The following is a 21,693-nucleotide window of genomic DNA, read 5'->3' as shown; positions in this document are numbered from 1 at the left end:
TTTATGACCTCCTCAAAATGTTCATAAAAGCCTTCTTATCCATCGACTGTTTAAGAAGAAAAACAAGCGCATGAGCGGACTGTTTTTCATTAAACGTTTCGAAACCGAGCGCACTTCCTGCTGCTCGCTAACTTTGGGGTCGGATAAATATAACGCCAGCAATCCCTCGATAATCATCCGGTGAAAGGAGCTGGCAGGGACATCTGCAATATCAACCCGCGCCCGATTCACAACATAGGCGATCCGGTCCAGCATCATGTCGGTATCTTCATAATAATTGCAGAAGTTAAGATCTCCGCCCTTCCGGTCTTCGTCTTGATCGATTAGATAATCCAGCAAAATATGAAGACTGCACACATGTGGAAAATACGATGCATGTATTGAGGCAGCCCCCGCATCCGTGAGATGCCGGTCGCTGGCAGCAAGAAACAGCATAAATACCCCCAGGGTTGAACCGGTAGCAGCAGCAAATTCGTTCCAGCGCAGCTCCGGTGTACGGCCCTTATGAACCGACCACCAATCCAGTAGCGCTTGTTCGCGCAATTCGGGTTTAATATGCTTGTAAACTTGCAAATCCGTGTATAATCCCGCCAGATCCTGAACGTAAGGCATTGCCGCCTCATAGCCAGGAAGCCTGCTTATACAAGACTGACAGGTTGTCACCAGCCCGGTCAAATAACCGCCATCCTCCTGCTCACGACGCAAAGCGTAATAATTCACTGGCTTGGCTGCCGGGTTGACCGCATCCAGCATAGACTGATGCAACAGCCTGAAATCATCCGGATCCATGGACGTGCTGCGATCACACAGGTTGTCCAGATAATCGCTAATCGTCTGATACGCCACAATAAGCGGAATTAACGTCTGCCGGGCAGACATATTCCCTGCGGCATACACCGCTCCGCCTACACAGTGAAATGTCTTTTCTGCTATGCTTGCAAGTGCCTGACTTCTCAGCTCGGGATCCGGAATCTGTTCAGCCTTATGTTTCCAATTTGCCAATTCGTGCTTCGTTTCAGGGAGAATGTGCTTGTACATTCGGCTCATTAGACCTATGGGGCCTCTCGGAACTTGATAACGTCCTTGCTCAACATAACTCAAATGACGGTGCCTCCACATTGTTGTCTACGTAATTATACCTATCCAAACCATACTCATTATAATATGATCGTCCTTTTAGCACAAATGAACAACCTCACTTTTTCTTTATTATTTAAGAAAAACGAACCATTTTCATAAAAAATCTTTTTACCTGTCTTGATCAAATGCACAAAAATTGAAATTAAACAAAATTTCCCCTGATAAAATTATTAATTTAAAATAGGCTTAAGGCCCTGCCTATCCCTCATCCTCTACAGGCTTTACGCCATGGAATCCATCCATGCTGGCCTGCTTCCATTTTCCAAAAGCATAATAGAAAATAACTGCCACTGCTGAGATGGCAAAGCCAACAGGGAAGCTCCACCATACAGCATCCAGACCGTATTCATCGACAAACGCATAGGCCAGAGGAATACGAATGCCCCATAATGAAATGATGGTAATTAAAAGTGGTACGACTACGGAACCCGTAGATCGTACAACCCCTGTAATGACATTTGTAATACCGAATATGACAAAAGACCACAACGTAATCAGATTAATCCGCATGCCCAGTTCCAAAGCGCCGCCACTAGAAGGAAGGAACATCAGCAAGGCCTCCCGGTTTAAGATGTAAATCAATACTACTAATCCACCAGTCAGTACAAAATTGTACACAATTCCAATCCATGTAATCTTGCGCACCCGATCCCAACGCCCAGCCCCGATATTTTGTGCCGCAAAGGAAGACACAGCAGCACCTAGTGCCATGGCTGGCATCTGCACATAGCTGGACAAGTTATTTGCTGCAGTATAAGCTGCTGCCGCCACTGTACCGTATCCGTTAATCAGGTTCATCAACGCGATTGCACTGGAGGAGACAGCAATCATTTGCAGCCCCATAGGCACTCCCTTACGGATTAAGGCCCAAATAATTTCCCAATCAAATCTCAGCAAATGAAGCTCTGAGGATGTAATACGCAAAAAGTATTTTACACGGTAAAGATAAATGAGAATCAGCACGAAGCTGACCCCTTGAGCGATCAGTGTAGCCGCTGCAGAACCCCCGATGCCCATCGCGGGTATAGGTCCCCATCCAAATATTAACAATGGATTAAGCAGCACATCCAGTACGACAGAAATGAGTAGAAAATAAAATGGTGTTTTGGAATCCCCCGCCCCTCTCATCACGGTCATAATATAGTTATAACCGTACAAAAAGGGCATACCCGCAAAAATAATACGCGTATATGTGATTGCCATATCCACAGACTCAGCGGGTGTGTTCAGCACACGAAGAATCCATGGAGATCCAAAAAATCCTATAATGCCAACAGCCAGAGCAAGTACAAGAAAAAAGACTGCACTTGTGCCTACTATACGCTTGGTTTCAGCAACATCTCCCGCACCAATCTTCTGCCCGATCATGATGGTGGCAGCCATGGTGACGCCAAAGATGGCGCTGATGAGAAAAAACATAATAATGTTTCCGTTGGAAGCGGCGGTCAATGCAGCCTCGCCCAGAAACTTGCCGACCCAGATCGAATTGATCGTTCCATTCAACGACTGTATCACGTTTCCGAACAGCATTGGCAAGGAAAATAAAAACAGTGTTTTGGCAATTGGACCTTCGGTCAAGGAAGGTTTACGACTAGCCTCTGCTGCGCTCATCTTATCAACTCCTTCAATAATAACGAATGCTTTGTTTCCATTACGGTATAATACCCTATTCCAGTTCAGCTTTGTCATATCATAAACTTTTTTACGCAAAAAAGCGCAGTCCCTTAAATTTCAAGGAACTGCGCTCTCAATTCATCGTTTAACCGTAATATATAAGACATCCGCATGAGCGGAACATTTCTTACAATTCAGTTACACTTACAGTTTATTTACGTTAGCTGCTTGGGGTCCACGGTTACCTTCAGTAATTTCGAATTCAACCGCTTGACCTTCTTCCAAAGTCTTGAAACCGTCGCCTTGGATTGCGGAGAAATGTACGAATACGTCCTCGCCACCATCCACTTGGATGAAGCCATAACCTTTTTCTGCGTTAAACCATTTTACTGTACCTTTCAAGTGAACAACCTCCTAAAAATACCGCCATCTATGGCGAATATCCATATTATACTTCATGCTTTTTCACAATGCAATTGATGTTTTGAGGGCTTTTACAGGCTGGAATGATTTGCTTTTGTCGCGGAAACTGCGGTATCATGAACCAAAACATCTTTAAAATCGGAGACATGCATATGATGAAAAAACACGAAATATACAAAAAAGACAATTGGAACATGATGACTGTCGAGGTGCAGGGCCGTTACATCGTTCTACGGGAAATATCCGATGATTGGGGCGAAGAAGCCCACACGTTTTTGAGCCGTCCGGCGCTGATGCATTGGGCTCAAAATCGGTTTCCCAAGCAGTCCTTTCAAGATAACGAGGAAGAGTGGCAGCGGATCATGAACGCTTTCAAACAGGTATAGCGCATTCATGGTGTCCAATAGCTTTCTCATCTTCATTATTCTGGCCTTTACGCTGGGCGGAGTGCTGATCATGAAACGTGATACGTTACCGGCTCCTCTCAAAAAGTGGATGGCCCTCACTGCCGTAATCATGGTTTGCTTTGCCTTTTATCTTATTGTATACAGCTTATTAAATATAGGTTCCGACCCAAGGTAAGGAAAATGATACTTTTGGGCGCAAGAGGTCATACTATGGCATAACAAGCCATGGTATAAGGAGGATATGCCGTTCATGCATGCCACAAAACCTCTTGCTCTGCTGCTCACGGTCAGCGTGGCGGTTTCTTCATTTTGGCAGCCGCCCCGTTCCGCCGCAGCCCCACCCCACATTTCGTTCGATAAGAGGAGGCTCTCCATGAGTGAAATCGTAAAACGCGCAGATGCGCCTGTGGAAAATACCTGGAAGCTTGATGATCTGTTTCCAGACCGTAAAGCATGGGATCAAGAGTACGAAGAAGTCAAACAATTAGCCAAAAAGGCTACACAATTCCAAGGCAAGCTCAATTCAGCCGAAGTGATTGTCAATTGCTTTAAGCTGGAAGATGAACTATCACTCAAAACCGAGCGTGTATACGTATACGCCCATCTACATCATGACGAGGATACGGCTGAACCTACATATCAGGGCCTTTCACAAAAAGCCAAAAAATTAGGCGTTGAGGTTAGTGAAGCCCTGTCTTTCGTGACACCTGAAATTTTGGCGCTGCCCGACAATCAGCTCGATGCATTGATTGGAGATCCGAAGCTGGCAGATTATCGCTTTACGCTTCAAGAAATGAAACGGGAGAAAGCGCATATTTTGGGTAAGTCGGAAGAAGCCCTGCTCGCACAGGTTGGTAACCTGGCTCAAGCACCACAAACCATTTTCGGTATGCTGAACAATGCCGATATGAAATTCCCAAAAATCAAGGATGAAAACGGCAAAGAGGCTGAGCTGACACATGGCAGCTATATTCAATTTCTTGAAAGCCCGCACCGGGAAGTACGGGAGCGTGCTTTTAAAGCGGTCTATGATACGTATGCCAAAAATAAAAATACGATTGCTTCCACATTGAGTGCCAATGTGAACAAAAATGTTTTTTATTCTCGTGTTCGCAAGTACCCTTCCGTACTGGAAATGTCATTATACGGTGACAATATTCCGAAGGAAGTGTACACCAATCTGATTGATACCATTCACGAGAGCTTGCCTTTGCTGCACCGTTATATCAAGCTACGTAAAAAGCTGCTGGGTGTGGATGAGCTTCATATGTATGACCTGTTTGCTCCGCTTGTGGACGAATACAAGCTCGATATTTCATTTGAAGATGCTAAAAAGCAAACGAAGGAAGGTCTAAAGCCGTTGGGCAAGGACTACCTGGCTTCGTTGCAAAAAGGCTACGATGACCGCTGGATTGATGTGTACGAAAATGAAAATAAACGTACAGGTGCATACAGCTGGGGCGCTTACGGCACTCACCCTTATGTGCTGCTGAACCATAAAGATAATCTGAACAGCATGTTCACGCTCGCTCACGAGATGGGACACGCGCTGCATTCGTATTACTCGGATAATGCGTTAAAGTATCGGGATGCCCAGTACACCATTTTCCTGGCTGAAGTAGCATCGACAACGAATGAAGCGTTGCTGATGGACTACTTGCTGAAAAAATCTACCGATGCAAAAGAGAAAATGTACCTCCTTACCTACTATGCGGACCAATTCCGCACGACGGTATTCCGTCAAACGATGTTTGCGGAGTTCGAGAAAATCGTACATGAACGCGCAGAACAGGGAGAGTCCCTTACACCGCAGCTTCTATCAGAGATTTATTATGATCTGAATGTGAAATATCACGGCCCTGGCATGAAAGTAGACAAAGACATTGAAATGGAATGGGCGCGTATCCCCCATTTTTATAACAGCTTTTATGTCTACAAATATGCTACCGGCTTCTCTGCGGCAACCAGCTTCTCAAAACAGATTCTGGAAGAAGGCCAGCCAGCCGTTGACCGTTATTTAGGATTCCTGAAGAGCGGCGGCAGCGATTATTCGATTAATATTTTGAAGAAGGCCGGCGTGGATATGTCCTCTCCACAACCCATTCGCGAAGCGATGAGCGTATTCGAGGAAGTTATTACGGAAATGGAAAAGCTGACCGCCGGAAAGTAAAACCATACACGATTAGAATCCGGCATTGAAACGATGCACGGATAAATCCCTTGTCCATGACGGGCAAGGGATTTTATAATGTAGCGGAAGGAGGTGGCATTTTGAAAACACAATGGTCTTTGATTGCAGCTCTTGTTATTGCTTTGTTAACGGCTGTATTCGCTGTCATTAACGTGAAATCGGTCCAAGTAAATCTACTATTTCGTACGGTCAACGTTCCTTTGATTTTACTTATTCTCGGCTGCACTCTTCTTGGAGGGCTTATCGTCGGTTCCTTCGGTATTTTCCGTCAATATAAGCTTCAGAGAGAAATCAAACGTCTGACCACCCAGCTTCATACACTACAAGAAGAGCACACACCCGCTGTGGAAGCATATGCGGATACCGTCTATAACACGTCTGGTTCGTCCAGTGTGGTGTCTACATCCGACAAGGTTACAGAGCAAACGTCCTCTGAGCCTGACCGGTTGTCCAAATGAGGAGGAGCAACAACATGACGATTCACCTGAATGAGAATTATATAATGAGCTTTCTGAATCAACTATTGAACACCCCTAGTCCCAGCGGCTACACACATCATGTGATGGAACTGATCCGTAAGGAAGCCGCAAGCCTTGGGATGCCCATAGAATGGAACGCCAAAGGCGGTGCCATCTTGACCCTGGAGGGCCATGAAAAAGGCCCTACAATTGCACTGAGCGCGCATGTGGATACATTAGGCGCAATGATACGCTCGATTACCAGTCACGGCACCTTGCGCCTGACATCTGTCGGCGGTTTCATGATGAACAGCATCGAAAACGAATACTGCCTTATTCATACCAGAAGCGGACAAACGTATACAGGCACGATTTTGTCGAGCCATCCGTCTGTGCATGTCTATGATGATGCACGCAGCTTTGAACGCAAGGAAAGCCATATGGAGGTGCGGATCGACGAGCTTGTTGAATCCAAAGAAGATGTGCTCCAGCTCGGCATTGCGGTAGGCGATTTTATTTCGTTCGACGCCCGTCCGGTCGTGACACCCAGCGGCTTTATCAAGTCGCGGCATCTGGATGATAAAGCCAGCGTAGCTGCGCTGTTTGGTTTATTGGAATCCGCTGTACGCGAAGACTGGAAGCCCCGTCATACTGTTAAGCTGCTCATCTCCAACTATGAGGAAGTCGGTCACGGAGCTGCTTACATCCCTGAAGGGGTCAGCGAGATGATTGCTGTCGATATGGGTTGCATAGGCGAGGATCTGAGCTGCAAGGAGACGGATGTATCCATTTGTGCCAAGGATTCTTCCGGGCCTTATGATTATGACATGACGACTCGTCTGATTGAGCTGGCCAAGGAGCTGAATATCCCGTATGCGGTTGATATTTATCCGCACTATGGTTCTGACGCTTCGGCTGCGCTGAAAGCAGGCAACAATATCCGTGCTGCGCTGATCGGCCCTGGCGTACACGCCTCCCATGCGATGGAGCGTACGCACAAGCTGGCTGTGGTGAACACTGCTCGTCTGCTTGCCGCTTATGTGACGGTTTAATCCGAACGATGACGACCGGCCTGTTCCACTGAGAATAGGTCGGCGAAGGCTTGCCGAAAGGAAATCACAACTATGGATTTGAAGAAACTACGTTATTTTATCGCAGTCGCAGAAGAACTACATTTTAATCGTGCTGCAAAAAAACTGAATATCACCCAGCCCCCCTTGAGCCAACAAATCCAAAGCCTTGAGGAAGAGCTTGGCGTGAAACTATTGGAACGAACCAAAAGGCAAGTTCGACTTACGTCCGCAGGAGCCATCTTTTTAGAAGAATCCAGAAACATGGTTTCTCAATTGGAAAAATCCATTAAAATGACACAGCTTGCAAGTCAGGGGAAATTCGGACATTTATCCATCGCTTTTGTTGATTCGGCATCTGGCGGTCTGATGGTTAACGCCTTAAAGAAATTCCGGGAGCGTTTTCCTGACGTGAAGCTCACGTTGTTTGAAATGACATCTGTTCAACAACTGAAAGCCATACACGACGGTAAAGTTCATGTGGGCTTCCTGCGCTGGGCAGATCCATCTATACATATCACCTCCCAGCTCTACAGCAACGAATCACTCATCGCCGTGCTTCCCGCAACACATCCGCTAGCCCACCACCCAACCTTGTCTTTACGTTCTTTAGCGGAAGAATCTTTTATCCTGTCTCCGCCTCATATGGGAGCGTCTTTTCATGACCTCATATTAGACTTTTGCAGACAACACGGCTTCCAGCCCAAAATTGTACAGGAAGCCGTTCAAATGTATACAATCGTTAACTTGGTAGCTGCTGGTATAGGCATTTCCATTGTTCCCTCTTCTGTTTCTGTGTTCCAACGTAGTGATGTCGTATTTCGTTCTTTTCACGAAGATTCTCCGTCCATCCCACTTTACGCTGCATGGAAAACAGATGCGAATGACGCTGTTCTAACTCATTTTCTGAAGGTGGTTGAAGAAATAGCTTGTAGTGAGCCATTAGACATGTAAACTCCATCAGTGTGTAGTCCTAACCCGTTTTACTCGGATCGAGTTCAACAACACCGTTTAAAATACTGTCCATTTGTCTCATAACCTCTTCATCGAGACGGACACCCGCAGCTTTTACGTTCTCCTTCACCTGCTCTGGCTTGGAAGCACCGATAATAGCTGAGGACACCTGCGGGTTTTGTAAAACCCATGCCACTGCAAGCTGTGGTAACGTCAAACCATTTTCTTGTGCAATCGGCCGGATCTGCTCCACTGCCTGAAGGACCTCTTTACGTAACCATTGTCCGGCCAAGCGTTCGAAAAATGGTGAACCTGCTGTCGTAGAAGCACGTGAACCCTCGGGAAGCGGCTTGTCTGCTGCATATTTGCCAGAAAGAATACCCTGTGCCAGAGGTGACCAAACGACCTGTCCAATTCCTTCCTGCTCGCAAGCGGGAATCACTTCAGCTTCAATAATACGCCAGAGCATGGAATATTGGGGTTGACTTGCCACGAAGGGGATCTTTAGCTCTCTCGCTAAATCCGCAGCTTGCTTTATCTGGTCTGCTGTCCACTCGCTCACCCCTACATACAAAACCTTCCCCTGACGAACCAAATCGGATAATGCCAAAAATGTCTCTTCTAGCGATACGTTTGGATCAAAACGATGTGCATAATAAACATCAATATAATCCGTCTGCAAGCGTCGAAGGGAAGCATGGCAGGCCTCCATAATGTGCTTGCGGGATAGCCCTTTATCATTCTGTCCGGTACCTGTTGGATGAAAAACCTTTGTACAAAGTTCAATACTTTCACGTCGTATTCCCTTTAAAGAATGACCTAAAACCGTTTCCGCCATCGTTTCTGAATAAACATCAGCAGTATCAAACGTTGTGATTCCTGAATCTAATGCAGCATGGACACATGCTTTCGCTGTGGTGTCATCCACTTGTGCACCGTGGGTTATCCAGTTCCCCAATGCTATCTCGCTTACCCTCAAACCGCTTTTTCCAAGTTTACGATATTCCATTTTGAATGCCTCCCTTCCATATAAATTTGATTATAGCAAGCAAATTTTAATATTAGAAATATATATTAAACTGATTATTAATATGAAAAACATATTAATAAATTCATACATTTGCATAATGATAGGTAGCTTCGAGTTTCTAAGTCCGGATATGAGTTATTTCCACAACCGATGTACTGGAATAAATACGAAAAAGCAAGTCTCCAGTGCTTAACGGAGACTTGCTTGTTTAAGTAACAACGGAAAAACGATTCACGCATCATACTTATTTCGTATTTTAAGATTTACTTTGTTCGATTTGCTCGGCCAGCTCGTTCAGATAGGTCCAGCGCTCCATTTGATGCTCCAAATGCTGTTCGGCCTTTGTTTGCTCAGCCATAAGCTCTTGTAGTCGTGCGGAATCATTGAAAGACTCTTCCATCTGTCGCTGGATGCTAGCCAACTTCTCTTCAGCCTGTTCGATCAATTCGTCAATTTGCTCATATTCCCGCTGTTCCTTAAAGGTGAATTTAAGCCTGGTTTTGGTAGTCTCCTTGACTGAATCCGAAGCATCCGCAGACTTAGACGTGGAAGACTGAGCAGAAGAAGTACCCGCCGAGACAGACGAATTCGCAGCGGATGGAGCATTTTTACTGATCCATTCTGCATACTCGCTGTAATCGCCCACATGCACACGTACCTGACCTTCTCCTTCAAATGCCAGTACCTTGTCTATCGTGCGGTCCAGGAAATACCGGTCATGGGAAACGATAAAAACAACACCCGGAAATTCATCCAGATAGTCCTCCAGCACGGAAAGAGTCTGAATATCCAGATCATTCGTTGGTTCATCCAGTAACAATACATTCGGTGCGGACATCAGGACGCGCAGCAGGTACAAGCGCCGTTTCTCGCCCCCTGACAACCGGGAAATGACCGTCCATTGCGCGCTTGGCGCAAACAGAAACCGCTCTAGCATTTGTGCGGCTGTAATAGCCGAGCCATCTGCTGTCCGGATGACTTCTGCTTCTTCCTTAATATACTCGATGACACGCAGCGATTCGTTCATTTCCTGATGTTCCTGGGTAAAATAACCGAGCTTCACGGTCGGTCCCAATACCACGCTGCCTGAGTCCGGTTCTACGCGCTGTGTAATCATTTGGAACAGGGTCGATTTTCCGCTACCGTTGGGACCCACAATCCCGACTCGGTCACCGGGCACAGCAATATAACTCAAATCCTGTATTAGCTTGCGGGAATCTACCGATTTGGACAGATGCTCCAGCTCCAGTATTTTTTTACCCAGACGCGTGGAGGCTACCGACATGTCTACAGACCCGGAACGAGCTTCCGGCTGCTGATCCTTAAGCTGTTCAAATCGTTCAATACGCGCTTTCTGCTTGGTCGAACGGGCTTTTGCCCCCCGGCGAATCCAGGCTAGTTCATTGCGCAACAGGTTTTGCCGTTTCTGCTCCGAAGACGCTTCCCGTTCCTCGCGTTCCGCCTTTAGCTCCAGAAAACGGGTATAGTTAGCTTCATACCGGAAAAGTCGACCATGATCCAGCTCCAGCATGACATTCGCCACTCTATCCAGAAAATAGCGATCATGCGTAATCATCAGCAACGCGCCGCGTCTTTTCTGCAAATACTGCTCCAGCCATTCCACCGACTCATTATCAATATGGTTAGTAGGCTCGTCCAGAATGAGCAGCTCACAGGGCTGGATCAAGGCTGCTGCCAAAGCAACCCGCTTGCGCTGTCCCCCAGAGAGCACACCCATACGTGCTTCAAACTGTGTGATACCCAGTCGGGTCAACACGTTTTTGGCCTCACTCTCCAGTTGCCATGCCTGGAGCGTATCCATCTGCTGGCTTGCCCGCAACAGGCGGTTTTGAAGCTCCTCGCTACCCGGATTCAGCTCCAGCATCTCCATCGTTTCCGTATATTCGCGCACTGCCTTCATTTCAGGCTGGTTGCCGTGGAAAATATGCTGGAGTACCTTCACCTCGGGGTCAAACTCCGGATTTTGCGCTAAATATTGAATACGTACATCGTTGTTGACCGCAATATTACCATCATCCGGTGGCTCCAAGCCGGAAATCACGCGTAAAAAAGTAGATTTCCCGGTGCCGTTCACACCGACCACTCCTATTTTGTCACGTTCATCCATGCCAAAGGAAGCATCCTCAAACAGCATTTTTTCGCCATAGCTTTTCGTTATATGTTCAATGGTCATAATATTCATACGGATTCCCTACTCTTCCCCTATTTTGTGATGCATCTTGTTTATTTTAACACAGTCACACCAAATGATTAAAAAAACCGTAATCTGAACGAAGTCAGTACGGTTTCTGGCTTTACAATATCACGGTCTGCGTATCCCACTCCCGGCCTTACAGCCGTACATAAACAAGTTAGCCGCAAATCCAGCCGTCTGATCCACATCGCATTCACGGAAATTTTGCTTTCATAAAAGCCTTTGGTGCCGAAGACTGTGTAAGCGGCGTCCAAAATGGCCTCATATTTATCTCCATGTATACCGCCCATCTTCGCACCTCCCTGTACTAGAGTATAAACAGAATGCCTGCGAGAGCGACCAGCCCCCCGAAAATCGAACTGATGCTATTCACTCTATCATTGCTCATCCAACGCCAGCCCCGCACATAGACCGTCGGTTGTCCACAGTGCGAGTCTACCTCTACTTCTCGGCCGCAAACCATGCAGGAACGCATCATTTGCACTGTAGCACCAAGATAGGAATCGGCAAAGGCCCCAGCACTACCAGATACCCCTCCGATCAGTGCCCACAGCCATAGCGACAAGCCTGGCATTCCTATGGCGTATCCAAAGACCCATGCGCCTATTCCAATCAGCACTCCCCCAGCCAAGGCCGCAGCTGTCCCCAAAACAGATACACCTCCCGAGGTTCCAGGTGCCAGCACCTTGCCATTCAGTATCGAGCGGGGCGGCTTACGGCTCAGGCTGCCAAATTCCGTTGCCCACGTATCCGACGTGACTGTAGCCATGACGCCAACAAAAGCCAACTGCCAGGCAACATGAGGCCAGATTGCATAGCCCAGGCATAACAGCATACCTAATCCCCCGTTGGCCCATACCTGACCAGCATCCCGATTTCCGGTTTTGGCATATGATTTTTCAAGCTCTGCCTTGCGCTCCTTTTTGAACCTCGACAGCAAGGTCGATGTAATAAAGAACAGAAGCAAGGTCCCGAACCAAAACAGGTTGCCTGCACCATAATACACGGTTCCCATCAGCACAGCCGCCGCAAAGCCCGATAAGGTTAAGGATTTTTTATAAAAAGCAGCTCCCGCCACTATACCAGCGCCAAGCAATCCGATGATCCAATCCATGATATACCCCCACTTTGAATGAATCTCTCGTTTTTCATTTTTCAGTTCGTATTTTATTGTACAACGCTCTACACTTATATAAAAGCCGTGTCCCATGCTATATGGCACAGGACACGGCCCTTACGTTCTTGCCTGTGGGAATCCCTCCATACTGCCCAACTGCCAAGGGAACTCCCTTTTTAATCAACTTAACCTATTGTGCAGCTTCCTTGACGGTCAGTTCCCCAAAATAGCTCGAAGCGGTCTCCACTTGTTGTAGGCCCTACACCTGCCGGAGTGCCTGTAAAAATAATATCGCCCTCACCCAGTCCATAATGGCTCCCTATGTAATCAAGGATATGCTCGATGGAAAAAATCATATCCTTGATATGACCGCGCTGTACTTCCTGTCCATTTTTGAGCAATGAAAAATCCTGCTGCTCCAGCGTGTCCAGTTTCTCTAAAGGCAAGAACGGTGTGACGGGAGCAGAAAATTTAAAACCTTTAGCCGCCGTCCATGGATGACCTTTTTTCTTGAGCACGCTTTGTACATCACGCAGGGTAAAATCAATACCAAAGGCAAATGCATTCAGAATCATTTCCGCAGACATGCCCGGTTCGTAATTACGGCCTACCGCCACAACCAGCTCTACCTCATAGTGAATGTCTCCTTGATCTTTAGGAAGCTCCAGTGTTTCTCCATCCAGCGGTACTACCGCATGGGAAGGCTTTAAAAAAATCATCGGTTCTGTAGGAACCTCATTTCCCAGTTCCTCGGCATGCAGCTTATAATTGCGCCCGACACAGTAAACATTACGAATTTCCACGTTCATTACGACCCGTCATCCTTCCCCCGTATGTAGTCCAATTATTTAATAAATAGATTACGTATATAGTGCCACATCCGATGCCTGGAATGCAAAAAAACCTGCTCCCAGCGATCCGGCCAATTGGTACAAATCATCAATTCAGGATGCAACGAGGCCAATCTTCGCATTATGCTGCGGTCATCCACCGTCCACGCCATGACAGTGATACCGCGTCCGGTCAAGTCTTTCATCAGCTTTCGATCCAAACGCGGGTAGCCCATGGATAGAAAAGAGCATTGCAGCCCTTCCAGCTGCTTTGCCAGATCATCCGGACGAGCATCGATAATCAGACCGGTACGGATACCTGGCGCCAGCTCTTTGGCCCGACGTAAAGCCGAACGCTCAAAAGAGGTCAATACCACCTCATTCTCCATATCCCGCGCCACAATTTCACGGAGTACGGCCTTCTCCAGCCCCGGATACATATCCCCTGCGGTTTTTAGCTCAATATTGAGCGATACGCGGCCACGACACAAATCCAGCACCTGTGCGAGAGCAGGAATCCTTTCTCCTTGGTATTCCGCACCTTTCCAGCCACCTGCATCCAGACACTTCAGCTCGTTCCAGTCCGTATCCTTTACTTTACCTGTGCCGTTGGTCGTGCGTTCCAGCGTGAAATCATGAATGACCACCGGAACGCCGTCCTTCGACAATTGCACATCCAGCTCAATCCAGCGCACAAACGGCTGGTCGATCGCAAGCTTAAAGGCCGCCAACGTGTTCTCGGGAGCAATTCCCGAAAAACCACGGTGAGCCACGCACAAATGATCCATTCCGGTTATCCCCTCCAACCACAGGTGGTAGCCTCCATACAGACCAGCCTCGTGTAAAAGCTTTTCTTCACAATTATCGGGCGGTTACTGTTCCGTCTGCGCCTACTGAAACATTAGCCGGTGACATCGCCGCTACTCCTTGCAAAATTTTGCTGGCCTCCGCATCCTTCATCGGAACTGGTTGACCCAGTTCCGCCCGGTAAGGAGTCAGCTTCATGCTGCAAGCCCCGGCCCGGGTACAGGTTGCCTGAAATATCGCTGTATCCCAGGTGGCTGGTACTGTAGATTTAGAAAAAATAAAATTACCTGTGCTGTATGCAATCCATTTGCCTTTATACTGCTCCATCCCCTGTAGCACATGCGGGTGACCTCCAATTACGAGATCTGCCCCTGCATCAATAAAAGCGTGCGATAGCTCGGTTTGATGAGGCTCCAATACAGTCACGCGCTCCTTGCCCCAATGGGCAATGACAATAACCAAATCAGCCTGCTTGCGCGCCTCGCGAATCGACTTCACGATTGCAGTCGAATCGTAGGCTCCTGCAACACCGGGCTGCTTGGTGCCTGCATTCCAGTGGGCCTCGGGCATAACCCGTGTAGCCCCCAACAACGCAATTTTAAACCCTTTACGTTCCAAATAGTGCGGAGCATACGCTTCTTTTGCATTGCGTCCGGCTCCGGTATACGCTATATCATTTTCTTTCAAATATTTCAGCGTATCCAGTAATCCCGCTGTGCCCTGATCCAAAATATGATTGTTGGCCAAATTTACAGCGTCTATCCCTGCCGCAGCCAACGCAGTCAACGCCTTGGGAGATGACTTATAAACATACGTTTTATTCAGCGCACCCACGCCCCCGGTTGTAACCGGCGTTTCCAGATTGGCTATCGTCAGATCGTCCTTGCGAAACAGATTTCCGAGATATTGATATGGAAAATCAAATCCGTTCTTTTCCAACCGCTGCTCAACCTTACCGGAAAACTGCACATCCCCTACAAAATGGAGGGTGACTGTCTGTGAAGCTGTTCCATCCGATGCCACGTTCTTTCCCTGCTCCGATTCGTTGGGGTCAGTAGAATTTCCACTGTTCGATACATCCTTATTTGAAGATCTGTCCGGTGATTGCCCAGCGTTCTCCGAAGATTCTCCTGATTCTGACGAGTTGCCTTCGGCAACATTTGTGTCAGACGTTGTCGCGGGCGGGCGGGCTGTGTCTTTAGTAGTATCAGAAGGATGCTCCGTTTTATCGTCAGCAGCTTGTTCGTCGCCATTGGGGTTATTGTCCAGTTGTTCATTTGAAACGGCTGTAACGTTCTCCCTTATCGGACTAGAAGACTGTCCTCCACCCGCAGAATCCGTTTTGGCCTTGTTCTCCTGTTGCAATAGTCCGGCGTTTTCCACAAGAGAGCTGCTCTCCCTGTGTTCAAATATGTAATAATATCCAAAAAGACCTACGATCATAAGCAGCAGGACAAGATTTGTAATAATCCAGGCCTTGCCTATTTTTCGCTTCCTTGCTTTCTTTCGACCTTCATTTTTCTGTGATCTGGGAGGGTACATTCTTCACTCCTTCTATGCTATTGCATATGCATTACATTCTTGAATGATCCGGCGATTTTGACACCCTCTCCATTATATATCAAATTTCGGTATAAATAGAACCCCTCGCTTGGGATCGCGAAGGGTTCGTTATTCAAGTAGCTCCATTCATTTAATTATACCTGTACCTCAACCGCTTCCCGTTCCGCAGCTTGGACGGCGACAGAGGCCCATTCCTTGGCTTGGCGGATACAATCCGGCAAGCCGATGGCATCATAGCCAGCACCCAAAACATACACTCCCGGCATCGTTGTACGCAGTTCTTCACGCAGATCAGCAATAGCCTGCGGGTGTCCTACCGGATATTGCGGCATGGAGTGGCGAAGACGGGTAATTTCCGTAAATAGCGGAGTCGCCGTAACGCCCATCATGTCCTGCAAATCCTTGCGTACCAGCGCAGTCAGTCCATCATCGGGTAGCTCTACTGTTTCTTCGGCTCCGGCACGCCCCACGTAGCAGCGCAGCAGTACCTTATCGTCTGGACTGGTATGTAGCCACTTAGCGGACGTCCACGTACATGCCGTCACACTGCGTCCCTCTTTACGCGGAACCAGAAAACCGGAACCATCAAAGACATTCTCGATGTCTTTTTTATTAAAGGCCATGACCACATTTGCCACGGACACATAATTAACGGCTTCCAGTGCTGCCACATTCACATGTCCCCGCAACAGCGGCGCAGCGGCAAAATTTGGAGTCGTGACAAATAGATCGTCCGCCTCCAACGTCTCCCCATTATCCAGTACAACATGGTAGACGCTTCCTTCACCGTCTGCTGTCTTTGTGAATTCGGTAACAGCAATTCCCGTGCGCAAATCACAGTCATGCAAATCATTCAGCAACGCATGCACCAAACTTTGCAGCCCTTGACGGAAGGTCAAGAAGGCGCTTTTTTTCGTACCTGTATGCGTCTCTGCCGGTTTCCTTCCGGTCATCATCCCGTGAATGAGGCTCCCATATTGCTGCTCTACTTCAGCAAATTGCGGGAAGGTCGCTTGCAAGCTCAGCGTCTTCATATTGGCAGCATATATGCCAGCCAGCAGCGGCTCGGTTACATTCTCCAGCACTTCTTTGCCCAATCGGCGTTCAATAAAATCACCCAAGGCTTCATCCCCCGGTACACGACGGGGTTGAATAACAAAATCCATCATGGCCCGCAGCTTGCCGCGCAACGAGATCAATCCGCTTTGCAGAAACGGTTTCAGCTCCGTCGGAATCCCCAGTACCAGGCCGGGGGGCATCGGATGAAGCTGTCCTTCATGCAAAATGTATGTTTTTTTTGCCTCAGGATTTGTGCTTACCAGCTCATGATCCAGCTCCAGCTCTTTCGCCAGATCGATCATAGCCGTTTTACGGGCCAGAAAGGAATCCGGCCCTTTTTCAATCACAAACCCGTCTTTATGCAACGTTTCGATTTTCCCGCCCAGCACCGGGGCCTTCTCCACCAACGTAATCCGTGGTGTGTAGCCTGCTTCTTTGTACATTTTACGTGTATAAAAAGCTGCGCTCAGTCCGGTCAATCCTCCGCCTACAATCACAATGTTGCGTAATTTTTGCTCCATTATGTCCTCATCCCTTTTTCCATTGGTCTATGATGACATCGCTAAGCGTCTCCATGTACAATGGATCACTGTTAAGCGAATCAATCCGCTGGAAACGCATATCCAGTTCTTTCGCCAAAGCCTGCGCCTCAATATCCAGATCGTACAGTACTTCCAGATGATCGGAAACGAAGCCGACTGGCGCAGCCAGCACATATTCAACCTGGTCTTCCTTGAGACTATGCATGGTATCCAGGATGTCAGGACCCAGCCAAGGCTCTGCTGTGCGGCCTGCACTCTGCCACGTAAACTGCCAGTTGGTGATTCCTGCCTTATCCGCAATTGCTTGCGATGTAGCCATTAATTGCTCAACATAAGGATCACCCATCGCCAAAATCCGCTCAGGCAGGCTGTGCGCACTGAACAATACACGTACCTCGTCCCGATTCGCCCCTGCCTCTTCGAAAAGCGCCAGTTTTGTATTCACACGCTCAGTTAACGTCTTGATCAGCTTTGGATGAAGATGATAGCTCTCCACAAACGATATAGCCAGATCCAATTCCTGTGCCTTGGCCTGTGCGCGCTTGATATAAGTGCCTACACTCATCACGGAATAATGCGGAGCCAGTACGACACCCACCGCTGTATGGATACCTTCCTGCACCATAGCCTCCACGCCATCCTCGATGAACGGCTTGGCATGTTTGAGTCCTTGATAGCAGACAAATTCAATATCTGGATTACGATTTTCCCGATTTAAGGTTTCTTGCAGATTTTGAACCTGACGATCCGTATTTTGACGTAGCGGGAATACACCGCCCACAATAGCTTCATAACGGTCCTTTAATTCTTTCAATTGCTCCGGGGAAGGAGGGTTACCACGACGAATATGCGTATAATAGGCTTCCACCTGATCCAAACTTTCCGGTGTCCCGTAGGACATAACCAGTACACCCACTTTGGTTTTCATCAGCACAACACCTCTTAACATTTTGGATTGATTACTTTTTTGTCAAAACGGATCGGGAATACTCGTGCACATACTCTGTAAGCTCTCTCAGCTTATCTAACGAAGCCTCTGGAAATAAACCATGACCCAGATTAAAAATATATCCCGGCTCCAAAATTCCTTCATCCACAATCGTTTTCGCATACTGTTTAATTACATCTATCGGCGCTGTGAGCACATAAGGGTCCAGATTTCCCTGCACACCAAAAGCATTACCCAAACGACGGCGTCCTTCAGGTATACTCACCCGCCAGTCCAGTCCGATCACATCGGCTTTTACCCCGCCCAGCAGCGGAAGCAACTCACCCGAGCTTACACCTGGAAAATAAATTTTCGGTACGTCCAGATCGGACATCTCATGGAAAATACGTGTAATCGTCGGCAACACAAACGTTTGGAAATCACGAGGCGAAAGCGCCCCTACCCAGCTGTCAAACAGTTGAAATGCCTTGCCACCGTTAGCGATATGGGCACGCACGTATGTAATAACCATGTCTCCAAGCTTGTCCATCAGCCGACGCCATAATTCAGGCTCTCCGTACATCATGGCCTTAGTGCGGATATATCCCTTGGACGGTCTGCCTTCTATTAAATAACTAGCAATTGTAAAAGGAGCTCCGGCGAACGTAATCAGCGGTACTTCCAGCTCACGGTCTAAAATACGGATCGTTTCCAAAATATGACCCAGATCTCGTTCTACATCAATCGGGCGCAGCTTGTCCACGTCCGCCGCTGTACGAATCGGATGTTCAATAACCGGACCAATATTTTTGACAATATCAAAATCAACCCCCAGCGAGGCTACCGGATTCATAATATCAGAATATAAAATAGCAGCGTCCACCCCGAGCTTGCGCACGGGCATTAAGGTCACTTCTGCGGCCAGCTCGGGCTGACGACAAATTTCAAGCAACGTGTATTTCTCTTTAATTTTGCGATATTCAGGATCATACCTTCCGGCCTGCCGCATGTACCATACGGGAATATGATCCACAGCCTGCTTGCGGCAGGCGCGGATAAAGGTATCGTTGTAGGTCATGACTTCAGCCTCCAGTTCGAATCGTAACTACTATTTTTTATTATGCCCTTTTTCAGGAGTCGTAACAACCGCCGCTGGCGGACAATCCATGACAAACCCATGACATTTGGATAAAGTTTCAATGAAGTGTGCTATACTAGAGAAATGGCTTTTTTAAAGCTCCGGGAAGTTCTACATGAATAAGTAGTTTTGCATCAGCAAGAAATGACAGAAAGGAAGTGAAAGCACATTGAAAACGTGGGAGACGTGGAAAGTCAATCTCATTGTGCTTTGGTTCGGTCAGTTTCTGGTCAATGCGGGTATTACGATGATTACTCCATTCCTCGCCCTCTATCTGGCTCAAGACCTTCATGTGAAGGGAGAACATGATATCGGGCTGTGGGCCGGAGTTATTTTTGCCGCAAACTTTTTGACTTCATTTATGTTCCAGCCTCTATGGGGCAAGCTGGCTGACCGATATGGGCGCAAAGCAATGCTGCTCCGCTCGGGTTTCGGTATGGCTCTGGTGATCGGCTGCATGGGTTTGGTCACCCATCCGTGGCAATTGTTGGCGCTTCGTCTGCTGAATGGTACGATTTCGGGCTTCAATCCAGCTTCGATTTCTCTGGTGTCGGGTACCACACCCAAAGAACGGACTGGTTTCGCTATGGGGATTATGCAATCCGGTCAGATGGCGGGTACGATTCTCGGCCCTCTAATGGGCGGTTTTTTGGCTGACTGGGTTGGATTCAGACCGATCTTCTACATTACAGGCGCTCTTATTCTTGTAGCCTCTCTCATCGCAATGCTTCTGGTTAAGGAAGATTTCAGCAAAGCCGAAGCTGCACGAATACCTCAAATTTCGGTTCTTGCCGGATTAAAGGAGCTAAGCCATACGCCCCAGCTTCCGGCTCTGTTTACCGTAACGTTCCTGCTCCAGTTTGCCATGATCAGTACGGTATCTTTGTTGCCGTTATATGTGCAAAAGCTGTATGGGTCTGCAGAAGGAATTGCGCTCATTGCTGGCTTTGTTACAGCTATTACCGGCGTATCCAATATGGTCGCCGCGCCGCTGCTTGGAAGATTGAGTGACAAGATCGGGGCACACCGCATTTTGACCCTCGCTCTGCTTGGAACAGCACTTATGCTCATTCCGCAAGCTTTTGTCAATCAGGTGTGGCAACTCGCCACGATTCGTTTTTTCATGGGCGTGTTTATGGGCGGTCTGCTGCCGAGCGTTAATGCGCTGATTCGCACGTATACACCGGAAGGCATGGAAAGCCGTTCGTTCGGCTTCAATACCAGCTCGCTGGCACTGGGGAATATGCTGGGCGCTGTCATTGGCGGGGTGCTGTCCGGATTTATCGGCATCGAAGGACTATTCATTATGTCAGGTGTCCTGCTGATCGTCAACATATTCTGGGTACGTATGAAGCTCTACGATCGTAAGCCTGCGCCTGATTTCAGGTAAGCTAGTCCTCTGGTAAGGTCAGCCTTCCAGATCAGACAAGAACCTCCGATCCACAATTTTGTGGACAAGGAGGTTCTTTTTGGTATCGCTACTTTTTTTAATCTATATCAGTGGCATTACAGCCTATTTTACTCGGGCCAACGCCAATCCGTCATAGGCTGGCAAAAGCGTACTGACCAGCCGTGGATCCGTAGCTATCGTTTCGTTAAAGCGTCTCACGGCCTGTACGGCGGGACCGTTCTTGTTCGTATTCAGCGTCCGTCCACGAAGGAAACAGTTATCTCCCGCAATAATGGCACCTGGATTTGCCAGAGCAATCGCATATTCCAGATACACCGGGTAATTTTCCTTATCCGCATCGATGAAGAAAAAATCGAATGTTCTCCCCTCTTCCTGAAGCTTCTTCAGGCTGTCCGCTGCGGGTCCGATACGATATTCGACACGGTCACCGTAGCCGTTTTCCTCCATATGTCGATGTGCCAGCGCCGCATACGCTTCTTTCAGCTCCAGTGACACAATGCGCCCCTTTTCTCCCAGCCCACGGGCCAGACATAATCCACTGTATCCGCCTAATACGCCAATCTCCAGTACCTGCTGCGCGCCGGATACCTCAATCAGAAAGGTCAGCAGCTTCCCGTAAGGATGAGCCACCGATACCTCAGGCATTCCCTCTGCAACTATGGCCTCCCTGATGCCGCGTAGCGCTTCATCTTCCTGTACCAGTTGGTCTACATATTGTTCAGGTGTCATATTGGGTGTAATTTCCACGTTTCATCTCTCCTTCTCGCTTTATCATAACGCAGGTTGGACGCGGTGT

At 47.9% G+C, this 21,693-nt stretch carries 20 protein-coding genes and 1 pseudogene; 7 read left to right on the top strand and 14 right to left on the bottom strand.

Features of this window, described 5'->3' with window-relative positions; translation table 11 throughout:
• Positions 1 to 21: 21 nt before the first annotated feature.
• The 3 genes from C1I60_RS15470 to C1I60_RS15460 form a co-directional block, all read right to left on the bottom strand.
• Positions 22 to 1,101, bottom strand: coding sequence for a tetraprenyl-beta-curcumene synthase family protein (locus tag C1I60_RS15470; protein WP_137062545.1), 1,080 nt, complete (start codon positions 1,099 to 1,101; stop codon positions 22 to 24).
• Positions 1,102 to 1,338: 237 nt separating this feature from the next.
• Entirely contained in the window at positions 1,339 to 2,751 is a 1,413-nt protein-coding gene (locus C1I60_RS15465; RefSeq protein ID WP_137062544.1) for an MATE family efflux transporter, read from the bottom strand.
• 207 nt (positions 2,752 to 2,958) lie between these two features.
• On the bottom strand, positions 2,959 to 3,156 hold the full coding sequence (locus C1I60_RS15460) for a cold shock domain-containing protein (protein WP_010348936.1): 198 nt from the start codon (positions 3,154 to 3,156) through the stop codon (positions 2,959 to 2,961).
• A 173-nt stretch (positions 3,157 to 3,329) separates the two neighbouring features.
• Here C1I60_RS15460 and C1I60_RS15455 point away from each other — a divergent pair, with 173 nt between their 5' ends.
• The 6 genes from C1I60_RS15455 (at position 3,330) to C1I60_RS15430 (ending at position 8,257) form a co-directional block, all read left to right on the top strand.
• On the top strand, positions 3,330 to 3,563 hold the full coding sequence (locus tag C1I60_RS15455) for a hypothetical protein (RefSeq protein ID WP_013309704.1): 234 nt from the start codon (positions 3,330 to 3,332) through the stop codon (positions 3,561 to 3,563).
• 7 nt (positions 3,564 to 3,570) lie between these two features.
• Positions 3,571 to 3,759 carry a hypothetical protein gene (locus C1I60_RS25695; RefSeq protein ID WP_025686450.1) on the top strand — a complete coding sequence of 63 codons (189 nt, stop codon included), beginning with the start codon at positions 3,571 to 3,573 and terminating at the stop codon, positions 3,757 to 3,759.
• Positions 3,760 to 3,957: 198 nt separating this feature from the next.
• On the top strand, positions 3,958 to 5,754 hold the full coding sequence (gene pepF, locus C1I60_RS15445) for an oligoendopeptidase F (protein WP_137062818.1): 1,797 nt from the start codon (positions 3,958 to 3,960) through the stop codon (positions 5,752 to 5,754).
• A 56-nt stretch (positions 5,755 to 5,810) separates the two neighbouring features.
• Complete coding sequence (locus tag C1I60_RS15440; protein ID WP_137062543.1) at positions 5,811 to 6,233, top strand: LapA family protein; 423 nt, start codon at positions 5,811 to 5,813, stop codon at positions 6,231 to 6,233.
• A 14-nt stretch (positions 6,234 to 6,247) separates the two neighbouring features.
• Positions 6,248 to 7,285, top strand: a complete 1,038-nt coding sequence (locus C1I60_RS15435; RefSeq protein ID WP_137062542.1) for a M42 family metallopeptidase — start codon at positions 6,248 to 6,250, stop codon at positions 7,283 to 7,285.
• Positions 7,286 to 7,357: 72 nt separating this feature from the next.
• Positions 7,358 to 8,257 carry a LysR substrate-binding domain-containing protein gene (locus C1I60_RS15430; protein WP_137062541.1) on the top strand — a complete coding sequence of 300 codons (900 nt, stop codon included), beginning with the start codon at positions 7,358 to 7,360 and terminating at the stop codon, positions 8,255 to 8,257.
• A 19-nt stretch (positions 8,258 to 8,276) separates the two neighbouring features.
• Here C1I60_RS15430 and C1I60_RS15425 read toward each other — a convergent pair whose 3' ends face one another.
• The 10 genes and pseudogenes from C1I60_RS15425 to hemE form a co-directional block, all read right to left on the bottom strand.
• Positions 8,277 to 9,266, bottom strand: a complete 990-nt coding sequence (locus C1I60_RS15425) for an aldo/keto reductase family protein (RefSeq protein WP_137062540.1) — start codon at positions 9,264 to 9,266, stop codon at positions 8,277 to 8,279.
• A gap of 277 nt (positions 9,267 to 9,543) precedes the next feature.
• The gene (locus tag C1I60_RS15420; RefSeq protein WP_137062539.1) at positions 9,544 to 11,490 is read right to left on the bottom strand and encodes an ABC-F family ATP-binding cassette domain-containing protein; all 1,947 of its coding nucleotides are present in this window, start codon (positions 11,488 to 11,490) and stop codon (positions 9,544 to 9,546) included.
• Positions 11,491 to 11,699: 209 nt separating this feature from the next.
• Positions 11,700 to 11,792, bottom strand: a pseudogene (locus C1I60_RS26445) (TetR/AcrR family transcriptional regulator); the annotation flags it as partial.
• Between the two features lie 17 nt (positions 11,793 to 11,809).
• On the bottom strand, positions 11,810 to 12,616 hold the full coding sequence (locus C1I60_RS15410; RefSeq protein ID WP_137062538.1) for a DUF92 domain-containing protein: 807 nt from the start codon (positions 12,614 to 12,616) through the stop codon (positions 11,810 to 11,812).
• A 188-nt stretch (positions 12,617 to 12,804) separates the two neighbouring features.
• Positions 12,805 to 13,428 (bottom strand): fumarylacetoacetate hydrolase family protein, encoded by a 624-nt coding sequence (locus C1I60_RS15405; protein WP_137062537.1) that lies wholly within the window; start codon positions 13,426 to 13,428, stop codon positions 12,805 to 12,807.
• A 35-nt stretch (positions 13,429 to 13,463) separates the two neighbouring features.
• Complete coding sequence (locus C1I60_RS15400) at positions 13,464 to 14,237, bottom strand: glycerophosphodiester phosphodiesterase (RefSeq protein WP_137062536.1); 774 nt, start codon at positions 14,235 to 14,237, stop codon at positions 13,464 to 13,466.
• A 73-nt stretch (positions 14,238 to 14,310) separates the two neighbouring features.
• Positions 14,311 to 15,798, bottom strand: a complete 1,488-nt coding sequence (locus tag C1I60_RS15395) for a CapA family protein (protein ID WP_137062535.1) — start codon at positions 15,796 to 15,798, stop codon at positions 14,311 to 14,313.
• A 155-nt stretch (positions 15,799 to 15,953) separates the two neighbouring features.
• Complete coding sequence (gene hemG, locus C1I60_RS15390) at positions 15,954 to 17,399, bottom strand: protoporphyrinogen oxidase (RefSeq protein WP_137062534.1); 1,446 nt, start codon at positions 17,397 to 17,399, stop codon at positions 15,954 to 15,956.
• A 7-nt stretch (positions 17,400 to 17,406) separates the two neighbouring features.
• Positions 17,407 to 18,348: a ferrochelatase gene (gene hemH / locus C1I60_RS15385; protein WP_137062533.1), complete on the bottom strand. Its 942-nt coding sequence runs from the start codon at positions 18,346 to 18,348 to the stop codon at positions 17,407 to 17,409.
• A 31-nt stretch (positions 18,349 to 18,379) separates the two neighbouring features.
• The gene (gene hemE / locus C1I60_RS15380; protein WP_137062532.1) at positions 18,380 to 19,426 is read right to left on the bottom strand and encodes a uroporphyrinogen decarboxylase; all 1,047 of its coding nucleotides are present in this window, start codon (positions 19,424 to 19,426) and stop codon (positions 18,380 to 18,382) included.
• Between the two features lie 229 nt (positions 19,427 to 19,655).
• On the opposite strand from hemE, the gene C1I60_RS15375 reads away from it, so the two are divergent.
• On the top strand, positions 19,656 to 20,876 hold the full coding sequence (locus C1I60_RS15375) for an MFS transporter (RefSeq protein WP_137062531.1): 1,221 nt from the start codon (positions 19,656 to 19,658) through the stop codon (positions 20,874 to 20,876).
• Positions 20,877 to 20,999: 123 nt separating this feature from the next.
• On the opposite strand, the gene C1I60_RS15370 is transcribed toward C1I60_RS15375, so the two are convergent.
• Entirely contained in the window at positions 21,000 to 21,644 is a 645-nt protein-coding gene (locus C1I60_RS15370; RefSeq protein WP_137062530.1) for an O-methyltransferase, read from the bottom strand.
• Between the last annotated feature and the right edge of the window lie 49 nt (positions 21,645 to 21,693).

This window comes from Paenibacillus terrae (genome assembly GCF_005217525.1).
GTDB lineage: Bacteria > Bacillota > Bacilli > Paenibacillales > Paenibacillaceae > Paenibacillus > Paenibacillus terrae_C.
Note: the sequence above shows the minus strand (reverse complement) of the source record. Positions and strands in the feature narration are given on the sequence as shown.